Source organism: uncultured Reyranella sp. (assembly GCF_945957355.1).
Taxonomy (GTDB): domain Bacteria; phylum Pseudomonadota; class Alphaproteobacteria; order Reyranellales; family Reyranellaceae; genus Reyranella.
This window is the reverse complement of sequence record NZ_CAMFKM010000029.1, coordinates 1-23322: the sequence shown is the minus strand read 5'-3', so window position 1 is coordinate 23322 and position 23322 is coordinate 1. Positions and strand designations below refer to the sequence as shown.

At 65.7% G+C, this 23322-nt stretch carries 25 protein-coding genes; 10 read left to right on the top strand and 15 right to left on the bottom strand.

What is annotated here, in order from left to right; translation table 11 throughout:
* Positions 1-6: 6 nt before the first annotated feature.
* From Q0Q48_RS26800 to Q0Q48_RS26755, 10 genes are all read right to left on the bottom strand, one after another.
* Positions 7-1131, bottom strand: a complete 1125-nt coding sequence (locus Q0Q48_RS26800; protein WP_295145200.1) for a CoA transferase — start codon at positions 1129-1131, stop codon at positions 7-9.
* A complete protein-coding gene (locus Q0Q48_RS26795; protein ID WP_295145197.1) occupies positions 1128-2294 on the bottom strand; it encodes an acyl-CoA dehydrogenase family protein in 1167 nt (388 codons plus the stop codon). Before Q0Q48_RS26795 ends, Q0Q48_RS26800 begins: the two co-directional genes overlap by 4 nt.
* A 10-nt stretch (positions 2295-2304) precedes the next feature.
* On the bottom strand, positions 2305-2643 hold the full coding sequence (locus tag Q0Q48_RS26790) for a hypothetical protein (RefSeq protein WP_295145195.1): 339 nt from the start codon (positions 2641-2643) through the stop codon (positions 2305-2307).
* A gap of 2 nt (positions 2644-2645) precedes the next feature.
* Positions 2646-3407, bottom strand: coding sequence for an enoyl-CoA hydratase/isomerase family protein (locus Q0Q48_RS26785; RefSeq protein ID WP_295145193.1), 762 nt, complete (start codon positions 3405-3407; stop codon positions 2646-2648).
* Positions 3408-3412: 5 nt separating this feature from the next.
* The gene (locus Q0Q48_RS26780; protein WP_295145190.1) at positions 3413-4384 is read right to left on the bottom strand and encodes a tripartite tricarboxylate transporter substrate binding protein; all 972 of its coding nucleotides are present in this window, start codon (positions 4382-4384) and stop codon (positions 3413-3415) included.
* A 71-nt stretch (positions 4385-4455) separates the two neighbouring features.
* On the bottom strand, positions 4456-5418 hold the full coding sequence (msrP, locus tag Q0Q48_RS26775; protein WP_295145188.1) for a protein-methionine-sulfoxide reductase catalytic subunit MsrP: 963 nt from the start codon (positions 5416-5418) through the stop codon (positions 4456-4458).
* A gap of 237 nt (positions 5419-5655) precedes the next feature.
* Entirely contained in the window at positions 5656-6093 is a 438-nt protein-coding gene (locus Q0Q48_RS26770) for a hypothetical protein (protein ID WP_295145185.1), read from the bottom strand.
* Positions 6094-6159: 66 nt separating this feature from the next.
* A complete protein-coding gene (locus Q0Q48_RS26765; protein ID WP_295145182.1) occupies positions 6160-6405 on the bottom strand; it encodes a hypothetical protein in 246 nt (81 codons plus the stop codon).
* A 66-nt stretch (positions 6406-6471) separates the two neighbouring features.
* Positions 6472-6594 (bottom strand): hypothetical protein, encoded by a 123-nt coding sequence (locus Q0Q48_RS26760; RefSeq protein WP_295145179.1) that lies wholly within the window; start codon positions 6592-6594, stop codon positions 6472-6474.
* 94 nt (positions 6595-6688) lie between these two features.
* The gene (locus Q0Q48_RS26755) at positions 6689-8764 is read right to left on the bottom strand and encodes an elongation factor G (RefSeq protein WP_295145176.1); all 2076 of its coding nucleotides are present in this window, start codon (positions 8762-8764) and stop codon (positions 6689-6691) included.
* Between the two features lie 194 nt (positions 8765-8958).
* Between Q0Q48_RS26755 and Q0Q48_RS26750 the strand changes: the two genes are divergently transcribed.
* Positions 8959-11199: an ABC transporter substrate-binding protein gene (locus Q0Q48_RS26750; protein WP_295145173.1), complete on the top strand. Its 2241-nt coding sequence runs from the start codon at positions 8959-8961 to the stop codon at positions 11197-11199.
* A gap of 9 nt (positions 11200-11208) precedes the next feature.
* Here Q0Q48_RS26750 and Q0Q48_RS26745 read toward each other — a convergent pair whose 3' ends face one another.
* The gene (locus tag Q0Q48_RS26745) at positions 11209-12411 is read right to left on the bottom strand and encodes a pyridoxal phosphate-dependent aminotransferase (RefSeq protein ID WP_295145170.1); all 1203 of its coding nucleotides are present in this window, start codon (positions 12409-12411) and stop codon (positions 11209-11211) included.
* 138 nt (positions 12412-12549) lie between these two features.
* Here Q0Q48_RS26745 and Q0Q48_RS26740 point away from each other — a divergent pair, with 138 nt between their 5' ends.
* Positions 12550-13056 (top strand): hypothetical protein, encoded by a 507-nt coding sequence (locus Q0Q48_RS26740; RefSeq protein WP_295145167.1) that lies wholly within the window; start codon positions 12550-12552, stop codon positions 13054-13056.
* Here the strand turns inward: Q0Q48_RS26740 and Q0Q48_RS26735 are convergent.
* From Q0Q48_RS26735 to Q0Q48_RS26725, 3 genes are read right to left on the bottom strand one after another with little or no spacing between them, the layout of a single operon-like run.
* Positions 13053-13871: a transglutaminase family protein gene (locus tag Q0Q48_RS26735; RefSeq protein ID WP_295145164.1), complete on the bottom strand. Its 819-nt coding sequence runs from the start codon at positions 13869-13871 to the stop codon at positions 13053-13055. The two genes, Q0Q48_RS26740 and Q0Q48_RS26735, sit on opposite strands and share 4 nt — an antisense overlap.
* 8 nt (positions 13872-13879) lie before the next feature.
* Complete coding sequence (locus Q0Q48_RS26730) at positions 13880-14812, bottom strand: alpha-E domain-containing protein (RefSeq protein WP_295145161.1); 933 nt, start codon at positions 14810-14812, stop codon at positions 13880-13882.
* A gap of 9 nt (positions 14813-14821) precedes the next feature.
* A complete protein-coding gene (locus Q0Q48_RS26725; protein WP_295145160.1) occupies positions 14822-16258 on the bottom strand; it encodes a circularly permuted type 2 ATP-grasp protein in 1437 nt (478 codons plus the stop codon).
* An 83-nt stretch (positions 16259-16341) separates the two neighbouring features.
* Here Q0Q48_RS26725 and Q0Q48_RS26720 point away from each other — a divergent pair, with 83 nt between their 5' ends.
* Together Q0Q48_RS26720 and Q0Q48_RS26715 are read left to right on the top strand one after the other, a co-directional pair.
* The gene (locus Q0Q48_RS26720; protein ID WP_295145157.1) at positions 16342-17331 is read left to right on the top strand and encodes a zinc-dependent alcohol dehydrogenase family protein; all 990 of its coding nucleotides are present in this window, start codon (positions 16342-16344) and stop codon (positions 17329-17331) included.
* 15 nt (positions 17332-17346) lie between these two features.
* On the top strand, positions 17347-17721 hold the full coding sequence (locus Q0Q48_RS26715; RefSeq protein WP_295145154.1) for a nuclear transport factor 2 family protein: 375 nt from the start codon (positions 17347-17349) through the stop codon (positions 17719-17721).
* A gap of 23 nt (positions 17722-17744) precedes the next feature.
* Here Q0Q48_RS26715 and Q0Q48_RS26710 read toward each other — a convergent pair whose 3' ends face one another.
* On the bottom strand, positions 17745-18224 hold the full coding sequence (locus Q0Q48_RS26710) for a peptidylprolyl isomerase (RefSeq protein ID WP_295145151.1): 480 nt from the start codon (positions 18222-18224) through the stop codon (positions 17745-17747).
* 347 nt (positions 18225-18571) lie between these two features.
* On the opposite strand from Q0Q48_RS26710, the gene coxB reads away from it, so the two are divergent.
* From coxB to Q0Q48_RS26680, 6 genes are all read left to right on the top strand, one after another.
* Positions 18572-19438, top strand: a complete 867-nt coding sequence (gene coxB, locus Q0Q48_RS26705) for a cytochrome c oxidase subunit II (RefSeq protein WP_295145148.1) — start codon at positions 18572-18574, stop codon at positions 19436-19438.
* 24 nt (positions 19439-19462) lie between these two features.
* Complete coding sequence (gene ctaD, locus Q0Q48_RS26700; protein WP_295145145.1) at positions 19463-21100, top strand: cytochrome c oxidase subunit I; 1638 nt, start codon at positions 19463-19465, stop codon at positions 21098-21100.
* Between the two features lie 48 nt (positions 21101-21148).
* Positions 21149-22081, top strand: a complete 933-nt coding sequence (gene cyoE / locus Q0Q48_RS26695) for a heme o synthase (RefSeq protein ID WP_295145142.1) — start codon at positions 21149-21151, stop codon at positions 22079-22081.
* 8 nt (positions 22082-22089) lie between these two features.
* The gene (locus Q0Q48_RS26690; protein ID WP_295145140.1) at positions 22090-22230 is read left to right on the top strand and encodes a hypothetical protein; all 141 of its coding nucleotides are present in this window, start codon (positions 22090-22092) and stop codon (positions 22228-22230) included.
* Entirely contained in the window at positions 22227-22829 is a 603-nt protein-coding gene (locus tag Q0Q48_RS26685; protein ID WP_295145137.1) for a cytochrome c oxidase assembly protein, read from the top strand. The genes Q0Q48_RS26690 and Q0Q48_RS26685 overlap by 4 nt, the downstream gene beginning before the upstream one ends.
* Before the next feature lie 2 nt (positions 22830-22831).
* Positions 22832-23322 (top strand): cytochrome c oxidase subunit 3 (locus tag Q0Q48_RS26680; RefSeq protein WP_295145135.1); only part of this gene is annotated, 491 nt, incomplete at its 3' end.

Here is a 23322-nt window from a genome sequence, read left to right as displayed (position 1 = left end):
TCGCCCTCAGACTTGGCCGTCGTGCTCGCCGATCTTTGGCGCCTTCTCGTCGCCGCCTGCTCGCTTGCCGTCGATGCTGAGGGGCAGGCCGTGGAACAGGGCACTCGAGCCGGCATAGGGCTGCATGAACATCGCCAGCGCCGCCACCTGCGCCAGCTCCATCACCTGCGGGACGGTGTTCAGTGGCCCATTGGGCACGCCCAGCGCATCGAGCTTGGCCGCCCAATAGGCCCGGGGATGCTCCTTCATGATGTCGGCGATCATGCCCAGCAGGAGCTCGCGCTGCTCCGCGCGCTGGACGTTCGTCCTGAATCGCTCCTCGTCCGGCCATTCGGGGTGGCCGAGCGCCTCGGCGAACTTGCGCCATAGCCGGTCGTTGCCCGGGCAGATCATCAGCGGCCCGTCGCTGCATTCGAAGGCCTGGTAGGGTGTGAGCGAGGGGTGCCCCGTGCCCTGGCGCGGCGGCATCTTGCCGGTCACCGACCAGCCCGCGACATGATTTGACGCCCACATCAGGCCGCTCTCGAACAGCGACGTGTTCACCAGGCTGCCCTGGCCGGTGGCCGTGCGCCTGGCCAGCGCCGCCAGTACGCCAATCGCAGTCCACATGCCGGTCGACAGGTCGATGATCGAGACGCCGATGCGCGCCTCGGGGCCCGTCGGATCACCGTTGAGCGAGATGAGGCCGGCGACGGCCTGGATGATCGGCTCGTAACCGGGGCGGTCTTTCCAGGGGCCGGCATGGCCGAAGGCACCGAGATCGGCATAGATCAGACGCGGGAAGCGCTTGGTGAGCGTGGCGCCGTCGAAGCCGAACTTTGCCGGCACGTCGGCGCGCAGGTTGTGCACGAAGATGTCCGCCGCGCCGATGCGCTCGATCAGCGCCTCGCGCTGCGCCGGATCGGCGAGGTCGCAGGTAATCGACTTCTTGCCGCGGTTCAGCGCGATGAAGCCCGTGGCATCGCCCTCGACGAACGGAGGGCCCCATTTGCGTGCATCGTCGCCCTCGGGACGCTCGACCTTGATCACCTCGGCGCCGAGGAAAGCCAGAATCTGCCCGCAATAGGGGCCGGCCAGGTTCTGGCCGAATTCGATGACCTTGATGCCTGAGAGGGGGCCGGGGGTGCTCATCGCAGGTTGCTCCCCAGGATCTCGCGCGCGATCACCATGCGCTGCACCTCGCTCGGGCCTTCGCCGACACGGCGGATACGCATCTCGCGATACCAGCGCTCCAGCGGCAGGTCTTTGGTCATGCCCATGCCGCCATGGATCTGCATGGCGCGGTCGACCACGCGGCCACCGCCCTCGGATGCGGTCAGCTTGGCGATCGAGGCCTCGATCTTGAAGGGCAGGCCGCGGCGCGCCTTCTCGGCGGCTTCCAGGGTGAAATGCCGGGCGGTGCGGATGTCGATCTCGTTGTCGACCAGCATCCATTGCACGGCCTGGCGATGCGACAGCTTCTCGCCGAAGGTCGAGCGCATCTTGGCCCATTCGATCGCCATCTCGTGCGCGGCGATCGCGACGCCGATGCAGCCCGCGGCATAGGGGATGCGCTGGCGGGTCAGGCGGTCGTTGGCCACCGCGAAGCCCTTGTTCACCTCGCCCAGCACCTGGTGGTCGCTGACCCAGCAATCCTTGAACTCGAGCTCGGTCGCATAATGCGAGGAGCGCAAGGTGTGGACGACGCGGCGCACGTGAAAACCCGGCGTGTCGCTGTCGATGATGAAGCAGGTGATGCCGGCGCGGCCCTTCGAAGAATCGGTGCGGGCGAAGACGATGCCGTACTGTGCGCGATCGGCGTTGGAGATGAAGATCTTGGAGCCGTTCAGCACCCAGCCATTGTCCTTGCGCTCGGCCCTGGTCTGGATGGCGCGCGCGGGATCGCTGCCGCCCGATGGTTCGGTCAGGCCGAAGAAGGCCTTCTTCTCGCCCCGCAGGGTCGGATAGAGGTAGCGCTCCTTCTGGTCGTCGTTGGCCTCGAAGATCTGCGCCAGGCCGGCGCCGCCAAAGGTGCCGTAGCAGGGCACGTACAGACCGGCACGATGTTGCGCCATCTCGATGGCCAGCAGCACACGCGTCACGATGTCGATGTCGGGGCCGCCATACTCCTTCGGGATGTCGATGCCGAACAGGCCCATCGCCTTGGTCTTCTCGACCAGCCGTGCGTGATCGGCGGGATCGAGTTCGGACGCATCGGGATCGAGCTTGGCTTCGAGCGGGATGATCTCTTCCCGCACGAACCGACGGACCTGATCGATTAGCATCTGCTGTTCTTCGGAGGGCTCGAAATCCATCTCTGCCTCTTCAGCTCGGGCTCAGCCGTCCCAGTGGGGGCGGGTTCTTGGCATTGTCGGGCGGCAGGCTGCCATGGTCGGCCTTGTGCACCATGAGCAGCTCGAACCAGCGCGTGCGGTATTGCTGATTCACTTCGACACGGAACTGGCAGCCGTCGCCGCGTTCCCGGTGCTCGCGCTGCAGTTCGGAGCGCAGGCCGAAGGGCGAACGTGCGCCCGCCTGGCCGATGAACAGGACGGTGCCCCTGGCATCGGCCACCTGATAGACGCCGAGCTGGCCCGGCAGGCGCTGTGCGGTCTCCGCCGTCAGCGGCTGCCAGGGTTTGTCGAGGCGCAGCCGCAGGGACATGACTACTTTCCCTGGAACCGGGCGGTGCGCTTCTCCAGCCGCGCCTTCATGCCTTCCTGTGCGTCCTGGCTCTTCATTGCCGCCTGGACGAGCGCGTCGACATCGTCATGCTTGATGCCGTCACGGAACTCCAGCTGCTTCACCGTCAGCGCCTTCATGGCCTTGAGCGACAGCGGTGCGTTGGCGGCCAGCCGGTCGACGACCTTCGCGGCCTCCGCCTCGAGCTGGTCGGTCGGCACGCAACGGGCGATCAGGCCCAGCGCATGCAGCTTGGTCGAGGGCAGGGGATCGCCCAGCAGCAGCATCTCGCGGGTCGTGACCGGCCCCAGCACTTCCATGAGCTTCTTGCCCAGGAACCAGTTGGGCGCGAGCCCGACCTGCGCCAGCGACATGCCGAAGCGCGCCTTCTGGCTCGCCACCACGATATCGCAATGGAGCGCCAGCTCGTTGCCGCCGGCAATGGCGTCGCCATGGACGACTGCGACGACAGGCAGGGGACAGAGCTCGACCGCGCGCAGCATCACCTCGATGCCGCTGGCATTGCCGCCGCCGATCGTCTCGCGGCGCTCCGCCATGTCAAGGCCGGCGCAGAAAACGTCACCCTTGCCTCGGATTACGACCACGCGATCTTCGGCCGCGACGGGCGCCTGGAGCGCCTCGATCATCTCGCGCATCAGCTCGCTATCGAGCGCGTTGCGCTTTTCCGGCCGGTTCATCCAGATGGTTTTGACCGGACCGTCCTTTTCGATGATGACCTTGCTCATGGCGCTCACTCCGGCTCGATGCCGGCGGCCTTGATCTCCTTGGTCCACCAGGCGGTTTCGCTCTTCACGTAGGCCGCGAACGCGTCGAGCGCGAGCGGGGCGATCTCCATGCGGCCCTGCGTCATCGCCTTGGCGGTCGCCGGGTCCTTCAGCGCCTCGGCGATGGCGTCGGCGAGGACCTTCTGGATGTCCTTCGGCGTCGCCGCCGGCGCGAAGACAGCCAGCCAGTAGACCAGCGAATAGCCCGGCACCGTTTCGGCGATTGCCGGCAGGTTGGGCGTGACGGTCGTGCGTTTGGGACCGGTGGTCGCGAGCCCCCGCACGCGCCCGGCCTCGATCTGGGTCAGTGCCTGCGGCAGGTCGGGGAACATCACCTGGACCTGGCCCGAGGCCACGTCACCCAGTGCCTGCGGGCTCGCCTTGTAGGGCACCCGTTCCATCTTCACGCCGGCCAGCTGGTTGAACATCTCGCCCGAGAGGCGCTGCGAGGCGCTGGCTTCGGCATAGTTGAGCTTGCCGGGATTCTTCTTCGCGTAGTCCACCAGCTCGGCGGTGGTCTTCACGGGCAGCTCGTTGTTCACGACCAGCGCATTGACGCCCATCACGCAGCGCATGATCGGCGCGAAATCCTTGTCGATGTCGTAGCTCAGCTTCTTGAACAGGGCGCCGTTGGCGGCATTCGTCGTGTTCGTGCCCATCATCAGGGTGTAGCCGTCGGCCGGCGCCGTCGCGACGGCCGAAGCACCGAGCTGTCCGCTGGCGCCGGGCTTGTTCTCGATGACGATCGGCTGCTTCAGGATGTCCTGCAGCTTGGCGCCCAGGCCGCGCGCCGTCAGATCGGTGGCGCTGCCGGCCGCGAAGGGAACGACGATCTTGATCGGTTTGCTGGGGTAGGCCTGGGCGAAGGCGGCCCTGGACAGCGAACCTGCGGCCAGTGCGGCGGCGCCGGCCAGGGTCGTACGACGGTTGAGTTTCACGTTTCCTCCTGGGCCTCGTCCGGCCGGGGTCCGTTTTAGCGGCCCGGCGCGACGAGGCAAAGGAGGGCGGGCTACATGAACAGTTTTTCCGCCTTGCGGTTGGCGTAAAGGCTGGCCACGAATTCGGCATAGCCGTTGTAGAGCAAGGTGGGGATGCGCTGGTCGCTGCCCAGCGGCTTTTCGGTGGCCTGACTCCAGCGCGGATGGGCGACCTCGGGATTCACGTTGGCCCAGAAGCCGTATTCGCTGGATTGCAGCCCTTCCCAGAACGTCTTCGGTTTCGTATCGGTGAACTCGACGCTGACGATCGATTTCACGTTCTTGAAGCCGTACTTCCAGGGCGCCACGAGACGCAGCGGCGCGCCATTCTGCTTGGGCATCGGCTTGCCGTAGAGGCCGGTGGCGATGAAGGCGAGGTCGTTCATCGCCTCGTCCATCGCCAGACCCTCGGTGTACGGCCAAGGGTAGAGGAGGTCGCGCTGTTCGCGCATGACTGATGGCTTGGACAGGGTCTTCATCACGATGAACTTGGCGCTGCTGAGCGGCTTGCAGAGCTCGACCAGCGAGCGCACCGGGAAGCCGCTCCAGGGCACGATCATCGACCAGGTCTCGACGCAACGATGGCGGTAGACCCGCTCCTCGAGCTGGACCTTGGCCAGGAGATCGTCGATGCCGATCTCGAACGGCTTCTCGACCAAGCCGCCGACCTTGATGGTCCAGGGCCGCACCTCAAGCTTCTGGGCGTCGCGCCAGATGCTCTTGTCGGTGCCGAACTCGTAGAAGTTGTTGTAGGTCGTGGCCAGCTTCTCGGCCGTCATCGGCGTTGGCACGCCGTACTTGTCGTTGCGCCTGCCCGGATAGAGCCCCGCCGACGGATCGGCGGACTTGTCCTGCGCCCTGAGCTGGGCCGGCAGGGCGATCGAGGCCGCGCCGAAGCCCATCGCGCGCACCATCGTGCGCCGATTGAGGTAGTGGCTTTCCGATGTCGCCCTGGACTCCGGGAGTTCCCAGCCTTTCGTCCGCTTGATCAGCATCGCTCAAACTCCTCGTTGCGCCGGCCTCCTAGATGAGCTCGGCGCGGGGCGGTCGCAAATCAACCCTTCTCACTCGGCCGTGACGCCGCCCCATCGGGCTGTTGGAAAATTCCCTTCAGGGGAATTTTTGCGCAACATTCGTGCGTCATCGGTCTCCTGACGCAGGATTCGGGAAGTGCGACAATCGCTTCGATTGTTTCGTTTATTGCCGCGACCCCGGCTTTTTCAAATGGCCTGCTACGGCTGCGAGTTGGTCACATCCAGCAGGGTCGGCCACATGACGTCGCGCCAGGCATTGTTGCCGACGGCGGTGAAGGTGATCTGGCCGTTCTGCACGAGGAAGAAGCGCGGCGTCTCGGCGCCCTGTTCAATGCCGACCTGGCTCATCAGGAAGGCGTCCAGCACCCAGCGCAGATCCGCGGGCCAGCTCGCGGGCTTCAGCAGCAGTGCCGGCGTCTTCGGGAACACCACGCGGTAGTCGACCTTCTGGAACACCGGTGCCTGCTTGAAGAGCGGCTCCCACTGCGTGCGCCAGACCTTGCAGGCTTCCGACGTCTCGTCGCCGGCGAAGATCAAGAGCGGCTTCTTCCCGCCCTGGGCGGCCGCGGCGCGCGCCAGCATCGGCACGCTGGCCAGTGACAGGCCGGCCGCGATCACGGTACGTCTCTTCAACATCAAGCTGCATCCCCCTCGTGACGATTCCCACGAGGGTATTATGGAGCAACGGGCACCGGCCGGAAACTAGGCCTTGGTGGCCGTCACTTCCTGGATCATCGGCCACATCTTGTCCTTCCAGCCGCCGTTGCCGGTGACAGTGAGGACGATCCTGCCATCCTGGAAAAGGATGAAGCGCGGCGTGGCATTGGGGCTTTTCCGGCCTTCCTCGCTAGCAAGGAAAGCGGCACGGATGGGTCTTGCCGGCGCGGGCCAGCTGTCTTCGACCATCACAAGGTCTGCATTGGCCGGATGGACGACCTGATAATCCATCTTCCTGAAAGCGGCCGACTTGAGGAAATCAGGCTCTGACTGGGCACGCCAGATCTTGCAGCCGCCTCAAAGCTCGTGGCCGACGAACACCAGCGTCGGGCGCCCAGCCTGGGCATTCGCGACGCGGGCCAGTGACGATGCGGTGGCCATCACCAGGCCGCCCGCCATCACAGACCGTCTGTTGATCATGAACATCACTCCCGTGGAACCATTCCACGGGACGACTATGCGAAGCCGGGGCCCGGCCGGGAAGGTCCGCCGCCCCGATCTCACCGCCTTGTGACTAGGCGGCCTGGCGCTTCTTCGTCTCCTCGACGATGCGTTCGGCCGTGCGTCCGGCCAGTTCCTGAAGGTGGTCGAATTCGGTACGGAAGCTTCCGATACCCTGCGTGACGGACCGGATCTCCACGATCATGTCGGCGATCTCGGCTTCGGGCATGAGGGCGGAGACCTCGTCCCAGCCCGGCCAGTCGGGTCGGGCGTCGTAGCCCAGAAGCTGGCCGCGCCGGCCGGAGATCAGCCGCTGCAGCCGCGGCGTCGAGTCGCTCGGGCCGGCAACCGTGACTCGCAGGATAGGCTCCAGCAGGACCGGCTTGCACTTGGGCATGGCTTCGCTCATTGCGATGCGCGCGGCCATCTTGAACGACATCTCCGAGCTATCGACGGCATGGTACTGGCCATCGAACAGCGTCACTTCGAGATCGACGACGGGCTGGCCGAGCGGCCCTTCCTTCAGGTAGTCGCGCAGGCCGTCCTCGACGGCGGGGATGAAGTTGTGCGGCACGACGCCTCCCACGATCCGGTCGACGAAGCGGAAACCCGAGCCGCGCGGCAGTGGCTTGATCTCGATCTTGATGTCGGCGAACTGACCGTGGCCGCCGGTCTGCCGCTTGTAACGCGCATGTTGCTGCGTGCCGGCCTGGATGGTCTCGCGATACGCGACGCGGGGCATTGTCGTATCGACGGCGACGTTGTAGCGACCGGCGAGCTTGTCGACCGCGACCTTGAGGTGCATCTCGCCCTGGCCCCTGAGCAGCAGTTCATGGGTCTCGGCGCGCGCCTCGAAGGACAGCGAAGGATCCTCCTCGACGATCTTGTGCAGCGCGCCGGAGAGCTTCACCTCGTCGTTCCTGTTCCTCGCGGCAAGGGCCAGGGTGAAGACCGGCGAATCTGCGGCGGGGTGGTCGGAAGAGGGCGCGATACCCGCGGAACCGAGCGTCTGCCCCGACGACAGGCCGTCGATCTTGGCCAGGGCCACGATCTCGCCGGCGCGCGCCCCGGCGATCTTGTCGAGACGCTGCCCGAAGGGACGCAGGATCGAGCCGATCCTCTGTCCGCCGATCGACTGGCCTTCGGCCAGTGTTCCGGACCATACGCGGCAGAGCGAGAGCTTGCCGGCATGGCTCTGGTGAAGGACCTTGAAGCATTCGGCCATCGGTGTGCCATCCGAGGGCAACGCGCGGTGCCGCGCGGTCTGTTCGACGAAGGGTGTATCGTGGCGCAGCGCCTTCAGGAGGCGCCGCACGCCGTTCTCGCGATCGCCGGCGCCGAGAAGGACCGGTGCGATCTGGTCGGTGCAGAACTCGTCGTGCAGGTCGCGGTAGATCAGGGACTTTTCCGGAGCGATATCCTCGATGAGCTGTTCCAGGAGTGCATCGTCAAACTCCGAAAGCGTCTCCAGCATGTCGCGCCGTGCCTCCGCCTCGCGCGGCAGCACTTCCGCGGGCATTTCGATCAGGTCGGACGCGCCGCTGCTGCGGTAGCGATAGGCCCTTTCGCTTACCAGATCGACGTAGCCCACCGTTTCCTCGCTGCCGTCGGCGGCGGCGCGGCGGATCGGTACCTGCCGCAGCACCATCCTGCGCCGGGAGACTGATTGCAGTGCCGAGAGCAGGTCGCGCACGCGGACCTCGGCGGAGTCGATCTTGTTGACGAAGATGATGTGCGGGATGTGCCGGTCCTCGATGAATTTAAGGAGCGGCGTGAGCGCCATCACCCGTTCCGGCGAGGGCTCGCAAACCAGAACGGCAGCATCGCACACTGCGAGACCCGCGAAGGCGTCGTGCTGGAACTCGATCGAGCCCGGTACGTCGAGGAAGGTCCACTGGTCGCCGAGATAGTCGACCGAGGCGACGTTGATCTCGGTGCCCATGCTGCGCTTGCGGGCTTCGGCGGCACCGTCGCCGATCGAGGTGCCCGCGCGCGTCGAGCCGCGCCGGCCGATGGCGCCGGTCGCGTAGAGGATGCTTTCGAGCAGGCTGGTCTTGCCCGACAGATACGGCCCGCACAGCGCCACCACGCGATGCGCACCGCTGCCTGGTCTGCCGCCGGTGATCGACTCCGTCTTGAATTCGGCCATGACAACGTCCTCCTTCTTCGCAAAAGCGTAGAAGCTCCGGACGAAAGTCGCGGAATAGACGTAACGCTTCCGAACATTCAGCCGGAGCGAAGCCCTTTGTCGAAGGAAATGCTTTCACTCCGGCCGTGGGGAGTCAATGCGAGCGTGGGGGACGGTTTTGGTATAGGTAGAAACATTCCTGTCGAGGCCGGGACGTGGTTGCGAACGCTATTTTTCTGACGGTATCCCGGTTCGTCGCGCTGGTTGCCGGTGCGCTGTTGTTCTGGGCATCGGGTGCAGCGGCTCAGACCTCGGTGGCGAAACTCGGCGTGGTCGTCAGCCGCAGCGGTGAGTTCGAGGCCTCGTACGGCAGGCCGTTTCTCGACAGCGTCCGCCTCGCCGTCGATGAAGCCAACGCGACGGGCGCCGAGCCCCGTATAGAACTCGAAATCCAGGACGATCGCAGCACCGAGGCGGGTGCGCGCGAGGCGGCGGCCCGGATCGGCGACAGTGCGGCGGTCGCGGTGGTCGGGCCGGTGCTCTCCGTCCTCGCCCTTCCGGCCGGTCCGGTTTTCGCACAGGCCGGTATCCCGTCGATCGTCTCGACCGCGGGAAGCGATCTCGTCACCAGCAGCAGCACGACCTTCCAGACGGTGTTCCGCAACAGCGATCTCGGCGAATCGGTCGCCGACTATCTTCGCTATGCGCTGGGTGGCTCGCGGGCTGTCGTCATCTTCGCCGACAACGGCTATGGCCGTACCATCGCCGACGGCTTCAGGCGGGGCGCCGAGCGGCTGGGGCTGCCCGCGACCTACTATCCCTTCAAGACAGTGGCTGAGCGGGATGAAGCGGTACGTCTGGCGGCGGCCGACCCCGGCAAACCCGCGGTCGTGCTCGGCATGCTCGAGGCGGATGCCGTTCCCGTCATGGTGGGATTGCGGCGCGCCGGAGTCGCCACGCCGGTTCTTGGCCCCGGCGTCTTGAGCGATGCGTCGTTCTTCGGGCTTTTCAAGGACCTGCCCGAAGAGCGCCGGGCGCCGGGCTTCTTCACGAAGGACCTCTACCTCGCGACACCGGCCATCCTGGACAGCGCCAATGCCGATACGCTCGCCTTCATCGAGCATTACCGCGCCCGCTTCGGCCAGGAAGCGTCGATCTCGTGGCTGTCGGTGCAAGCCTACGATGCGGCCCGGCTCGCCATCGCGGCCATCCGGGCAGCGGTCGCCGGCAAGGCTGCCTCGGGTCTTCGCGCCCGTCGCGAAGCGGCATTCGCCTACCTCGCGTCTCTCAACGGTCCGAGCCGGGCCGTGCCCGGGCTGCTCGGCCCGATATGGTTCACGCCCGAGCGGGGCCGTTCACTCGCCATAAGGATGGGCCGTTTCGGCAAGGGAGGACTGTTCGAATCGGCGCCGATACAACTCGTGCCGGTTTCTGTTGCGGCCGCCGGGGAAATTGCTTCGGGCACGCTCGTGGAAATCGGTCCGGGCCGCTACGCGCGGCGGCAACAGGTCGTCTACACCGGAATCTACCTGAACGAGGTCCCGCGCATCGACGTGGCCCAGTCGGTGTTCACGGCCGATTTCTACGTGTGGATGCGCTTCGCGCGGGGCGTCGGCGATGCCGATCCCGCGCAGTTCGAGTTTCCCGACATGGTGCGCGGCACCTTCGCCAGCGCAAAACCGTCCAGCCAGCACGATCTCGACGACGGGACGACCTATCGCTTGTGGCGGATCAGCGGGGACCTCAAGAACGACTTCGACCTGCGCCATTACCCGGCGGATCGTCAGCATCTGGACATCCGCTTCTTCAACGCCCGCGCCGCCAGCGATCAGCTGGTCTATGTGCTCGACCGTGGCGCGTTCGAAGGCGCCGATGCGGGGGGCGGCGCAGCCAAGGCCTTCGGCGGCGCGGCGGCGCCGACGGCGTTCCGCAACCTGACGCAATGGCAGGTGCTTGGCGTGAGCGAGGTGCGCGAGATACTGGTCTCCCGGTCGGGCCTCGGCGATCCGGGGCTGGTCGGCTTCGACCGCACGCGCGAGCTGTCGGGCTTTGCCATGCAGATCGAGGTGCAGCGCGACATCGGCACGACGCTCATCAAGACCCTCCTGCCGGTCGGTCTGATGACCCTGATCCTGTTCGCCACGCTCTATTTCCCGCCGGCGCTGGCGGCCGCCAAGGTCACGGTCTCCATCACCGCCGGCCTTTTCGGCGCGGTGCTGCTGTCCTCGATCAACGCGCAGCTCGGCAATGTCGGTTACGTGATCGCCGTGGAGTACGGCTTCTACGCCTTTTTCGCGCTCTGCCTGGTCTGCATCATCACCGCGCTCGTGGGAGAAAAGCGGCGACTCGACGACCGGTCGACGGTGATCGTCGACCGCCTCGGCCGCGCTCTTTTCGTCCTGGGCCTGGCGGGAACCCTCATCGCCGCAGGCATGGCCTTCGCGGCGTGGCGATGAGGGCCTAGCTCAGCTCAGCGCGGCGCAGGCGCGCTGGATGCGGCGGCCGGCTTCTTCGAGCAGTTCCGTCGCCGTGGCATAGGAGATGCGGAAGGCCGGACCCTGGCCGAACGCCGAGCCCTGGACCACCGAGAGACCCTCGGCGTCGAGCAGGTAGTTCACGAAGTCGGTGTCGTCCTTGATCACCTTGCCATCCGGCGTCTTCTTGCCGATCAGTCCGGCGCAGGACGGATAGACGTAGAAGGCGCCTTCGGGGCGCGGGCACTTGATGCCGTTGCTCTGGTTCAGCATCGACACGATCAGGTCGCGGCGCTGCTTGAAGATCGCGACGTTCTTCGGAATGAAGTCGGTCGGACCGTTGAGCGCGGCCACGGCCGCGGCCTGGCTGATCGAACTGGCGTTGGACGTGCTCTGCGACTGCACAGTGATCATGGCGTTGATCAGCTCCTGCGGCCCAGCCGCGTAGCCGATGCGCCAGCCGGTCATGCTGTAGGCCTTCGACACGCCGTTCATGGTCAGGGTGCGGTCGTAGAGGCGCGGCTCGACCTCCGCCGGCGTCGCGAACACGAAGTCGTCGTAGACGAGCTTCTCGTACATGTCGTCGGTGAGGATGTAGACGTGCGGGTGCTTCAGCAGGACGTCGCACAGGGCGCGGAGGTCAGCCTTCGTGTAGGCGGCACCCGTCGGGTTGCTGGGCGAATTCAGGATGATCCACTTGGTCTTGGGCGTGATGGCGCGGTCGAGATCTTCCGGCGTCAGCTTGAAGCCGTTCTCTTCCCTGCACTGCACGATGACCGGTTTGCCGTCGCCGAACATCACCATCTCGGGGTACGAGACCCAGTAAGGCGCCGGCACGATCACCTCGTCGCCCGGGTTCAGGGTCGCCAGCATGGCGTTGAAGATGATCTGCTTGCCGCCCGAGGTGACGACGGTCTGGCTCGGCTTGTAGTCGAGCCCGTGGTCGCGCTTCATCTTGGCGACGATCGCCTGGCGCAGCGCCGGCGTGCCCGGCACGGCGGTGTACTTGGTGTCGTTGTTGCGGATCGCCTGGATCGCCGCTTCCTTGATGTGGTCCGGCGTCGGCATGTCCGGCTCGCCGGCGGCCAGGCCGATCACGTCTTTGCCCGCCGCCTTCATCTCCAGGAACTTGCCCTGCGCGGCATTGGTCGGAGACGGCTTGATGCGGCTGAGACGATCGGCGATGAAAGCCATGACGAATATGCCTCCTTCAGGCATGTATATGAGCGGCGCGAAGCTAGTCGCGACGCCGGCTTTCCGCAAGGCGACGACCCGTATTTATCGTCGGGCGGGCCGTACCGTCGCTAGGGCAAGAGGGCTGATGAGGCCGAGATGAAGTTCCTGTTGGTTCCGTTGCGCTTCGTCATATCGCCGGTCTTCATCGCGGCCGTCGACGTGATGATCCTGTTCCCGATGGTGCTGTCGATCATCGACATCGTGCAGAGCATTAACCGGCACACCGACACCCACGAGCCTGTCACGATCGCGTCCACGATCGCCCTGATCATGATCGGCTGGGGCGTGGCGCTGGAGGAGCGGGCGGTCATCCGCAAGCGGCTCGATGTGTCCGGCGGTCCCGACGAGCAGCGTCAGGTGCATATCGACGAGATGTGCCATGAATACGGGGTAGCGCAGCTGGTCCTAGGCCTGTTCGCCGAAATCGCGGTCGCGATGATCAGCCTGCCGGACCGCATCGTGAACACGATCGGCTACGAGCACGCGCTGCTGACCGTATCGGTCACCCTCATCTCGATCGGCGCGCTCATTCAACTTCGGCACGTGTTCGTGCTGATCGCTACGCTCTGGCGCCGCGAGGAACACCCGGCCGGTGGCGCCTAGTCGATCAGGCGGACCGAGCAGTCGACGCTCATCGTTGCATCGCCGAAGCCGACACGACGGCCGCTGACGGGGGCCGCATCGCGGTAGTCGAGGCCGACGGCGACACGCAGGCTGTCGCCACGTGGGCTGATGCCGTTGGCGGGGTCGAAGCCCACCCATTCCAGTCCCGGCACCCAGGCTTCGGCCCAGGAATGGCTGGTCCGGCCAACATGCAGTTCGGGATCGTCGTTGCGCAGATAGCCGCTCACGTAGCGGGCGGGCACGCCGAGGCGGCGGCAGCAGGCGATGAAGATGTGGGCCTCGTCCTGCGCCACGCCGGCGCCCCGCGTCAGTGCCTCGACGGCCGTCGTGTCCACGGTCGAGGCGCCCGTCTTGTAGGCAACGCGCGCCGCAATCCGCTCCATCAGCTCATGCAGGACGGCGACACGTTGCGTGGGGTCTGCCGCGCGCCCGGCGAAGCCCTCGATCACCGGGTCGAAACTCGCGTCGTGACGCGCGAGGCCCGTGTTGCGCAGCCAGAAGGGCGCCGGCAGGGTGGGCTCCTCGACATAGCGCAGCCACTGGTCGGTGCCGCTGTATTCGTAGACCCCCTGCACGACGATCTCGACGCTGTCGTGCTGCTGGGCGACCGAAAAGGTCGTCACCTGGTTGCCGTGGCCGTCCTTCCATTCCGACTTCTTGCCCGGGCCGTCGATACGCCACGACACGATGCGCTGCGCCGCCGCGGGCTTGGGCGTGAGACGCACGTCGTGGATCGAGTGTCCGGACGGCTGGTCGAACTGGAAGCGGGTGGCGTGGTGGACAGAGAAGCGCATGGGTCAGCTCAATCCAGGAGAAACTGTCGGCCGATTTCATCCGACAGGGTACCGATGTCGCCGCGCAGCTGTCCGAGGAACGTGGCCAGGCCGATCTCGAACACCTTGTCGATGCGGGCGTAACGCAACCTGGCATGCAGTTCGCCCGCCAGCCGGTCGGCCTCGCCTCGCGTGCCGTAGGCATCGGCCAGCTCACGCATGTTGAGGTCGACCATCCAGAGGCAGTGGTGCACCGAGCGCGGCACGTCGCGCCGCAGCATCATCAGCTCCGCCACCTTCATCGGGTGGAGCGAGCTGCGATAGATGCGCCGGTAGGTGCGCACAGCGCCGATGCAGGCCAGCAGCTCCGACCAGGCAAAATAGTCGAGCCCCTCCGGGCTGGCGCTGCCGTCGGGCCGGAGCAGGTGGAACTTCACGTCGAGGATGCGGCCGGTATTGTCGGCGCGCTCGAGGAAGGCGCCGAGTTGCAGGAAGTTGTTGGCCTCGTCGCGCAGCAGCGTCACCTGCGCCGCACCGAAGATCATCACCGCCTGCTTCTTCACCGATTCGATCAGCGCTCCGCGATCGAGCGTGGCCCGATTGCCGCGCAGGCGGGCGCTGAGCTCCAGCCACAGCGCGTTCAGGCTCTCCCAGACGTCGACCGTGATGTTGTTGCGCTCCTCGCGGGCATTGCGCCGCGCCGCGCCGATCGAATTGACGATGGAGGAGGGGTTATTCTCATCCAGCACCAGGAAGTCGATCAGGCTGGCGAGACGTTCGCCCTGGGCCTGGCTCTGGCGAAACTCGTCTTCCATGCCGAAGATCGCCGCGACACCGGCGGCTTCCTCGCCGCGCGATTGCAGGGCCATGCGCTGGGTCGCCTCGATCAGCCGCGCCGTCGACTTCGCGCGCTGCAGGTATCGGCCCATCCAGTAAAGATTCTTGGCGGTGCTGCTCAGCATCGGTGGGGCCTACCTGTCGTCCGCCTGGTCGGGTGCCAGGACCCAGGTGTCCTTGGTGCCGCCGCCCTGGCTCGAATTGACGACCAGCGAGCCTTCCTTGAGCGCGACCCGGGTCAGGCCGCCGGGCACGATCGTGATCTTCTTGCCCGAGAGCACGAAGGGCCGCAGGTCGACGTGGCGGGGCGCCACGCCCTGGCTCACGAAGGTGGGGCAGGTCGACAGGGCCAGCGTCGGCTGGGCGATGTAGTTGTCCGGCCGCGCCTTCAGCATCGCCGCGAATTCCTCGATCTCGGCCCTGGTCGAGGTGGGCCCGACCAGCATGCCCTTGCCGCCGGAGCCGTGCACCTCCTTGACGACGATCTCGGAGAGATGCTCGAGCACGTACTTGTAGTCGTCGGCCCGGTCGCAGCGCCAGGTCGGCACGTTCTGCAGGATCGGTTCCTCGCCGAGATAGAAGCGCACCATCTCGGGCACGTAGGTATAGGTCGACTTGTCGTCGGCGACGCCGTTGCCCAGCGCGTTCACGATGTTCACGCGGCGGGCACGCAGGGCGCCAAGCAGTCCGGCCACGCCGAGGAAGGAATCGGGGCGCATCGCCAGCGGGTCGAGGAACGCGTCGTCGACCCGGCGATAGATCACGTCGACCCGCTGCGGACCGCGCGGCGTGCGCATGTAGACCCGGCTTTCGTCGACGAACAGGTCGGAGCCCTTGACCAGTTCGATGCCCATCTCGTCGGCGAGGAAGGCGTGTTCGAAATAGGCGCTATTGTAATGTCCTGGCGTCAGCAGCACGACGTTGGGTTCGTGGCCGTCGCTGAAAGAGACGGAGCGCAGCGTGGCCAGCAGCTCCTCTGAATAATCCGCGACGGGCAGAACGCTCATCGCGGCGAACAGTTCGGGTGCCAGCCGCATCATGACTTCGCGATTCTCGAGGACATAGGACACGCCGGACGGCGTGCGCACATTGTCTTCGAGGACATAGAAGTCCTTTTCGCCGACCCGGACGAGATCGATGCCGGCGATGTGGGCGTGGACGCCGCCGGGGAGCTGCAGCCCCTGGGCCATGGCGACGAACTCACCATTCATCAGGATCTGTTCTTCGGGGATGATGCCGGCGCGGCAGATTTCGCGCTGGCCATAGGCGTCGCTCAGGAAGGCGTTGAGGGCGCGCACGCGCTGCGACAGGCCCTTGAGCAGGAACTGCCACTCGTCATACGCGATGACGCGTGGGATGATGTCGAAGGGAATCGTCGTCTCTGAGCCTTCGGCGGCGCCGTAGGCGCCGAAGGTGATGCCGTGTCGCCGGTAGAAGAGATCGACCTCTCTTCGTGTCGCCTCCAGCCGCTCCGGTGAGGTCCGGGCCAGCCAATCGGCGACGCCGCGATAGGGCACCCGGACCGAGCCGTCGGTGCCCGAATTCATCTCATCGAATACCTTGGCTGCCATCCGGCATTTCACCCCCTGTCAAAGCACCATATAAGCAATCGACGGGCCAACAAAGTGCCCGAGACATGCGGAGGAGGCGCGGCATGAAGCAGGTGCTGATCGACCGGTACGGGACTCCGTGGGATGTGGCGCGCTGCGCCGATGTGCCGGACGTCGGCGAGCCGGCGGCCGACGAGGTCGTCTTCGACGTGCTGGCTTTCCCGATCAATCCCGCCGACATGTGGTTCTGCAAGGGCAGTTACCGGCTGAAGCCGCCGCTGCCGGCGACACCGGGCGCCGAATGCGTCGGCCGGATCACCGCGGTCGGCTCGGCCGTGAAGCATGTCGCCAGAGGCGACCTCGTTATCAACCTGCAGCGCGAGAACTGGACGCAGAAGCGCCGCGTGAAGGGCGACGACGCCATCCCGCTGCCGGCCGGCATCGACCTGCGCCAGGCCGCGATGGTGCGTATCAACCCGCCGACGGCGCGGCTCATGCTGTCGGATTTCGTCGATCTGCGGGCCGGGGAGTGGGTGATCCAGAACGTCGCCAACTCGGCGGTCGGGCGGCTGCTGATCGTGCAGGCGCATCAGCGTGGGCTGCGCACCATCAATGTCGTGCGCCGGGCCGAGCTCGCAGACGAGCTGAAGGCGCTGGGTGCGGACGTCGTGGTGGTCGACGGCGACGATCTCGCCGACCGCGTCGCGGGCGCGACCGGCAACGCCGCAATCCGGCTGGGGATCGAGGCGATCGGCGGCGCCGCCACCGGTCGCCTCGTCGAGTGCGTCGCGACCGAGGGCACCGTCGTGCACTACGGCTCGATGAGCGGCGAGGACCCCAGGGTGGGGCGCAGCAATTTCATCTACCGCGGCGTCAAGCTGACCGGCTTCATGCTGGGCCGTGGTCTCGCCCGGCGCAACGCGGCGAAGATCCGCGAGATCTATGCGGAGCTCGCGGCACAGGTCATGGCGGGGACGTTGTACGCGCCGGTGGACACCGTCTACCCGATCGAGAAGATCAAGGATGCGCTGGCACATGCCGACAGAGGCGGGCGCAACGGCAAGATCCTGGTGGCGCCCAACGGCGCGATTTGAAGAGGGAGTGGAAGAATGAATTCCGACGTCGCGGCGATCGAGAAGGTGCTTCAGGTCTATTTCGACGGCCTGTACGAAGGCGATACGAAGAAGCTGGGTGAGGCCTTCCATCCGGCCTCGCACCTCTACAGTGCCGGCCCCGACGGCAAGGCCGCGGACATGCCGCGCGCCGACTGGTTCAAGATGGTCGAGAGCCGCAAGTCGGCCAAGGAAAGCGGCAGCGAGCGTCGCGACCGCATCGTTTCGATCGATTTTTCCGGCCCGGCGACGGCGTTCGCCAAGGTCGAGTGCCAGATTCCGCCGCGTTACTTCACGGACTACCTGACCCTTCTAAAAGTAGAAGGCCGTTGGCAGGTCATTGCCAAGGCCTTCCACACCGTCACCAGGTAGACGGAAGTGCGGACGAGAGGAGCCTAGCTCTTCTCGTCGGCTGCGACCTGGACCTTGATCATCTTGTCCGGCGGCGCCGAGACGGCGCCCGAACCCGGCGCGCCCTTCTTGATCTTGTCCACGAACTCCATGCCGGACGTGACCTTGCCCCAGACGGTGTACTGGCCGTCGAGGAAGTTCGAGTCCTTGAAGACGATGAAGAACTGGCTGCGGGCGCTGTTCGGATCGTTGGTGCGCGCCATCGAGACCGCGCCACGGGTGTGCGGCTCCTTCGAGAACTCGGCCTTGAGCGTTTCGCCCATGCCGCCGGTGCCGGTGCCCGTCGGGTCGCCGGTCTGGGCCATGAAGCCGTCGATCACGCGGTGGAACACCACGCCGTCATACTTGCCCTCACGCGCCAGCTTCTTGATCTGGGCGACGTGCTTGGGAGCGAGGTCGGGGCGCATCTCGATGACGACGCGGCCGTCCTTCAGGTCGATGTAGAGAGTATTTTCCTTATCCATGGCGGAGGCTGCTCCTGCGAACATGAGAACGACGGCAAGGATGGGCGTCAGAATGGCGAGCCGCATGACGATTTCCTCAGGCGATTCCGCGGTCCTTCCGCGGCGCGCGGGACCTTATAGGCCGCCTCTCGAAAGACAAGCGGCAACTTCGGGGCGCCATGAAGCGGTATGCTGCACCTGCACACGGCGCCGTCGCGCGGCGCGGCTGCGACTGGCCGCCACATACCGATGGAGGCTGAAAACCCGTTACCACCCACGGCTATATCTGGTACTAACCCGTTTGAAATGCGGGGGATTTTGCGGGTCGGAAACGCCTGCCGGATCTGAACCGCCGAGGGGACGGATGCATGGTCATTAAGCGCGTTTTGGGCGTCGTTGGACTGTTGGTGGCATTGGCCGGATTCGGCCTGGCTGCGCCGGCCCAGGCGCAGAAGGTCGTCGGTGTGCCGCATGATTGGCAGCTGAACTTCCCGCCGCCCTACACGCCGATCATGGAGCGGGTCGAATCGCTGCACGATCTGCTGCTGGTGATCATCAGCCTCATCTGTGTCTTCGTCCTGATCCTTCTGATCTACGCGGTCTGGCGATTCCACGCCCGTCGCAACCCGACGCCGACGACCGTGACCCACAACACGCTGCTCGAGATCGCCTGGACGATCATCCCGATCCTGATCCTGGTGGTGATCGCCATCCCGTCCTTCCGCCTGCTCTATTACAGCGACAAGGCGACCGACGCGGCGCTGACGGTCAAGGTCACCGGGCATCAGTGGTACTGGTCCTACAACTACCCTGATCAGGGCGATTTCACGGTCGAGAGCCGCATGCTGAGCGAGGCCGATCGCGCCAAGACCAAGCCGCAGGTACCGCGCCTGCTCGCCGTCGACGAGGAGATGGTGATCCCGGCAAATACCGTGGTGCGCATCGTCGGCACCGCCGAGGGCGGTAGCATGCATGGCTGGACGGTTCCTGGCTTCGGCATCAAGAAGACGGTGATTCCGGGCCGCCTCAACGAGGGCTGGATCAGCGTCAAGGAAGAGGGCCTCTACTTCGGCCAGTGCTCGCAGATCTGCGGCCAGAACCACAGCTTCATGCCGATCGGCATCCGCGTGGTCTCCAAGGCCGACTTCGACAAATGGGTCGCCGACAAGAAGAAGGCCGCCGGGCTCGCGCCCGCGACCGACGTCGCGTCTGCCGCCACTCCCGCCAACCGCTAAGCGCTTCTCCGCAGGAGATCAAGAATGGCCACCGCGCACGGCGCCGCCCACGACCACAACGCCCACGGGCACGACGATCACCACACGCCGACCGGCATCAAGCGGTGGCTGTACAGCACCAATCACAAGGACATCGGTACGATGTACCTTGTCTTCTCGATCTTCGCGGCGCTGATCGGGGCGGGCTTCTCCGTCTACATGCGTCTCGAGCTGATGCAGCCGGGCGTCCAGTACTTCAATGGCCCGGACGGCACGCCGGACGGCCATTTCTGGAACACGATCGTCACGGCCCACGGCCTGATCATGGTGTTCTTCGTGGTCATGCCGGGCCTGATCGGCGGCTTCGGCAACTGGTTCGTGCCCCTGATGATCGGCGCGCCGGACATGGCGTTCCCGCGCATGAACAACATCAGCTTCTGGCTGCTGCCTCCGGCCTTCATCCTGCTGCTGATGTCGGCCCTGATCGGCGGTGGCGTGGGCACCGGCTGGACCATCTATCCGCCACTCACGATCAACCAGGGCGCCGGCATGGACCTGGCGATCTTCTCGCTGCATATCGCGGGCGCCTCGTCGATCCTGGGTGCGATCAACTTCATCACGACCATCCTGAACATGCGCGCCCCCGGCATGACGCTGCACCGCATGCCGCTGTTCGCCTGGTCGGTGCTGGTCACGGCGTTCCTGCTGCTGCTGGCGCTGCCGGTCCTCGCCGGCGCCATCACGATGCTGCTCACCGACCGCAACTTCGGCACCTCGTTCTTCAAGCCCGAGGGCGGTGGTGACCCGACGCTGTTCCTGAACCTGTTCTGGTTCTTCGGTCACCCCGAAGTCTACATCATGATCCTGCCGGCCTTCGGCATCATCAGCCACATCATCTCGACCTTCGCCCGCAAGCCGATCTTCGGCTACCTGGGAATGGCCTACGCCATGGTCGCGATCGGTGTCGTCGGCTTCGTCGTGTGGGCGCACCACATGTACACGGTCGGGCTGGACGTCGACACGCGCGCCTACTTCGTGGCCGCGACCATGGTGATCGCCGTGCCGACGGGCGTGAAGATCTTCTCCTGGATCGCCACGATGTGGGGCGGCTCGATCCGCCTGACCATGCCGATGATCTGGGCGATCGGCTTCATCTTCCTGTTCACCGTCGGTGGCGTGACCGGCGTCGTCCTGGCCAATGCCGGCGTCGACTACTCCCTGCACAACACCTACTACGTGATCGCGCACTTCCACTACGTGCTGTCGCTCGGTGCAGTGTTCGGCATGTTCGCCGGCTTCTACTACTGGATCGGCAAGATGTCGGGCCGGCAGTATCCGGAATGGGCAGCGCAGATCCACTTCTGGGTCACCTTCATCGCCGTCAACCTGACGTTCTTCCCGATGCACTTTTCGGGACTGGCTGGCATGCCGCGCCACTACGTCGACTATCCGGACGCCATGGCGCACTGGAACTATCTGTCGTCGGTCGGTGCGATCATGGCCTTCGGCGCGACCCTGTTCTGGCTGGTCTTCGTGGTCTTCGGGACGCTGATGTACGGTCGGAAGGTCGGTGCGAACTACTGGGGCGAGGGCGCCACGACGCTGGAATGGACGGTGTCTTCGCCGCCGCCGTTCCACACGTTCGAGGACCTGCCGCACATCTCGCCCACGGCGCACCACTAGGAACGGAGCGGAGGCGCCCCATAAAGGCGCCTTCGCCTTGAAAGGCTCATGAGCGACACCGCGCATACATTCACGGATGGAATCGATAGCGTCGCCGCGCCCACGCGCGTGCGCGACTACATCGATCTTCTGAAGCCGCGCGTGATGTCGCTGGTGGTCTTCACCGGCTGGATCGGCCTGGTGATCGCGCCGGCGCACGTCCATCCGTTCAAGGCGGCGCTCGCGGTGCTGGCGATCGCCCTGGGTTCGGGCGCGGCTGGCGCCATCAACATGTGGTACGAGCGCGACCTCGACGCTCTGATGGCGCGCACGCGTAACCGCCCGCTGCCGGCCGGCCGCGTCGCGCCGGACGACGCGTTGGGTCTCGGCGTGCTTCTGTCGATTTTCTCGGTGCTGCTGATGGCGGTGTCGGCGAACCTGGTGGCGGCCGCGCTGCTCGCGGCGGCGATCCTGTTCTACGTGTTCATCTATACGATCTGGCTGAAGCGCCGGACGCCGCAGAACATCGTGATTGGCGGCGCCGCCGGCGCCTTTCCGCCGATGATCGGTTGGGCGGCCGCGACCGGCGATGTCTCCGCCGTCGGCGTCGCGCTTTTCCTGCTCGTGTTTCTCTGGACGCCGCCGCACTTCTGGGCGCTCGCGCTTTATCGCAGCGACGACTATCGACGCGCCGGGGTGCCGATGATGCCGGTGGTCGCCGGCGCGCGGGAGACCAAGCGCCAGATGGTGATCTATACGCTGCTGCTCCTGCCGGTCGCCCTGGCGCCGACCTTGCTCGGTGCCGTCGGCTGGTTCTACGGTTCGGTCGCGCTGGTGCTCAGCCTCGGCTTCATCCGGCATGCGCTCGTCGTCTGGCGCACCGCCGATGACGAGACAGGCTTTGGCGCCGCCCGCAGGATGTTCCGTTATTCGCTGGTCTACCTTGCCGTCCTGTTCGCCGCCCTGCCGGTCGATCTGGTCGTGCACCGGATCGCGGGATGAGTGCGGCCATGGCGCAGGACCGTCGTCCCGGCGATACCGACATGCACCGCCGCCAGCGCGGCAAGAACCTGTTCATCGCGGGTTTCCTTCTGCTGCTCGTGGTCATTTTCTTCGCACTGACCATCGTGCGCATGGGTGGTTACGGATGAGTGGGCCCACATCCGACACGGCAGCCAAGAACAGGAAGCTGGCGCGGCGGCTGTTCCTCACGACGGCCGGCATGGGTGGCTTCGCCTACGCCTCGGCGCCGCTCTATGACATGTTCTGCCGCACTACCGGCTTCGGGGGCACGCCCGTCGTGGCGCAGGCCGGCGACCGGCCGATCCTCGACCGCACGGTCAAGGTGCGCTTCGATTCCAACGTCGACACGTCCCTGCCGTGGCGCTTCCAGCCGCTGCAGCGCGAGGTCACGGTCCGGCTGGGCGAGGAGCATCTCGCCTACTACCGCGTGACCAATCTTTCGCAGCGCGCGGCCGTCGGCACCTCGACCTACAACGTCACCCCCGAAACGGCAGGTGGGTGGTTCAACAAACTCCAGTGCTTCTGCTTCACCGAGCAGTTGCTGCTGCCCGGGCAGTCCGTGGACATGCCCGTGGTGTTCTTCGTCGATCCCGAATTGGACAAGGATCGGCGCTACGACAACATCCGGACCATCACGCTCTCGTACACATTCTTCGAGGCGAAGACGGAACGGGCCAGAACATTGCTCGGAAGCGTGCCGGGCAACGATATCGGAAAGGGTGGATGAACATGGCCGGCGGTACTCCCAAGCATCCCTATCATCTCGTCGATCCCAGCCCCTGGCCGGCTCTCGGCTCGCTCGCGGCCCTGATCCTGGCGCTCGGTTTCGGGTTCGCGCTGCATCCGGAGATGCTGGGCCCGGGCTTCGGGACATTCATGAAGTCGGTGCACTGGTGGGGGATCGCCCCCGGCCTGCTGCTCGTGATCGGCGTCATGTACTGGTGGTGGAGCGACGTCATCGCCGAGTCGCGTGTGTTCCACACGGCGGTGGTCCAGCTCGGCCTGCGCTACGGCATGATCCTGTTCATCGCCTCGGAAGTGCTGTTCTTCGCGGCCTTCTTCTGGGCGTTCTTCGACGCGTCTCTCTATCCGGGCGCACCGAACCAGCCGGTCCGCACCGAGGCCACCGGCGGCATCTGGCCGCCGAAGGGCATCAGCATCATCGCGCCGTTCGACCTGCCGCTGATGAACACGCTGATCCTGCTGCTGTCGGGCACCAC

Coding starts and splice junctions, on each gene's coding strand:
- Q0Q48_RS26800 (WP_295145200.1), bottom strand. CDS start 1,131: ATGAGCACCCCCGGCCCCCTCTCAGGCATCAAGGTCATCGAATTCGGC.
- Q0Q48_RS26795 (WP_295145197.1), bottom strand. CDS start 2,294: ATGGATTTCGAGCCCTCCGAAGAACAGCAGATGCTAATCGATCAGGTC.
- Q0Q48_RS26790 (WP_295145195.1), bottom strand. CDS start 2,643: ATGTCCCTGCGGCTGCGCCTCGACAAACCCTGGCAGCCGCTGACGGCG.
- Q0Q48_RS26785 (WP_295145193.1), bottom strand. CDS start 3,407: ATGAGCAAGGTCATCATCGAAAAGGACGGTCCGGTCAAAACCATCTGG.
- msrP (WP_295145188.1), bottom strand. CDS start 5,418: ATGCTGATCAAGCGGACGAAAGGCTGGGAACTCCCGGAGTCCAGGGCG.
- Q0Q48_RS26770 (WP_295145185.1), bottom strand. CDS start 6,093: ATGTTGAAGAGACGTACCGTGATCGCGGCCGGCCTGTCACTGGCCAGC.
- Q0Q48_RS26765 (WP_295145182.1), bottom strand. CDS start 6,405: ATGGATTATCAGGTCGTCCATCCGGCCAATGCAGACCTTGTGATGGTC.
- Q0Q48_RS26760 (WP_295145179.1), bottom strand. CDS start 6,594: ATGATCAACAGACGGTCTGTGATGGCGGGCGGCCTGGTGATGGCCACC.
- Q0Q48_RS26755 (WP_295145176.1), bottom strand. CDS start 8,764: ATGGCCGAATTCAAGACGGAGTCGATCACCGGCGGCAGACCAGGCAGC.
- Q0Q48_RS26745 (WP_295145170.1), bottom strand. CDS start 12,411: ATGGCTTTCATCGCCGATCGTCTCAGCCGCATCAAGCCGTCTCCGACC.
- Q0Q48_RS26740 (WP_295145167.1), top strand. CDS start 12,550: ATGAAGTTCCTGTTGGTTCCGTTGCGCTTCGTCATATCGCCGGTCTTC.
- Q0Q48_RS26735 (WP_295145164.1), bottom strand. CDS start 13,871: ATGCGCTTCTCTGTCCACCACGCCACCCGCTTCCAGTTCGACCAGCCG.
- Q0Q48_RS26730 (WP_295145161.1), bottom strand. CDS start 14,812: ATGCTGAGCAGCACCGCCAAGAATCTTTACTGGATGGGCCGATACCTG.
- Q0Q48_RS26725 (WP_295145160.1), bottom strand. CDS start 16,258: ATGGCAGCCAAGGTATTCGATGAGATGAATTCGGGCACCGACGGCTCG.
- Q0Q48_RS26720 (WP_295145157.1), top strand. CDS start 16,342: ATGAAGCAGGTGCTGATCGACCGGTACGGGACTCCGTGGGATGTGGCG.
- Q0Q48_RS26715 (WP_295145154.1), top strand. CDS start 17,347: ATGAATTCCGACGTCGCGGCGATCGAGAAGGTGCTTCAGGTCTATTTC.
- Q0Q48_RS26710 (WP_295145151.1), bottom strand. CDS start 18,224: ATGGATAAGGAAAATACTCTCTACATCGACCTGAAGGACGGCCGCGTC.
- coxB (WP_295145148.1), top strand. CDS start 18,572: ATGGTCATTAAGCGCGTTTTGGGCGTCGTTGGACTGTTGGTGGCATTG.
- ctaD (WP_295145145.1), top strand. CDS start 19,463: ATGGCCACCGCGCACGGCGCCGCCCACGACCACAACGCCCACGGGCAC.
- cyoE (WP_295145142.1), top strand. CDS start 21,149: ATGAGCGACACCGCGCATACATTCACGGATGGAATCGATAGCGTCGCC.
- Q0Q48_RS26690 (WP_295145140.1), top strand. CDS start 22,090: ATGGCGCAGGACCGTCGTCCCGGCGATACCGACATGCACCGCCGCCAG.
- Q0Q48_RS26685 (WP_295145137.1), top strand. CDS start 22,227: ATGAGTGGGCCCACATCCGACACGGCAGCCAAGAACAGGAAGCTGGCG.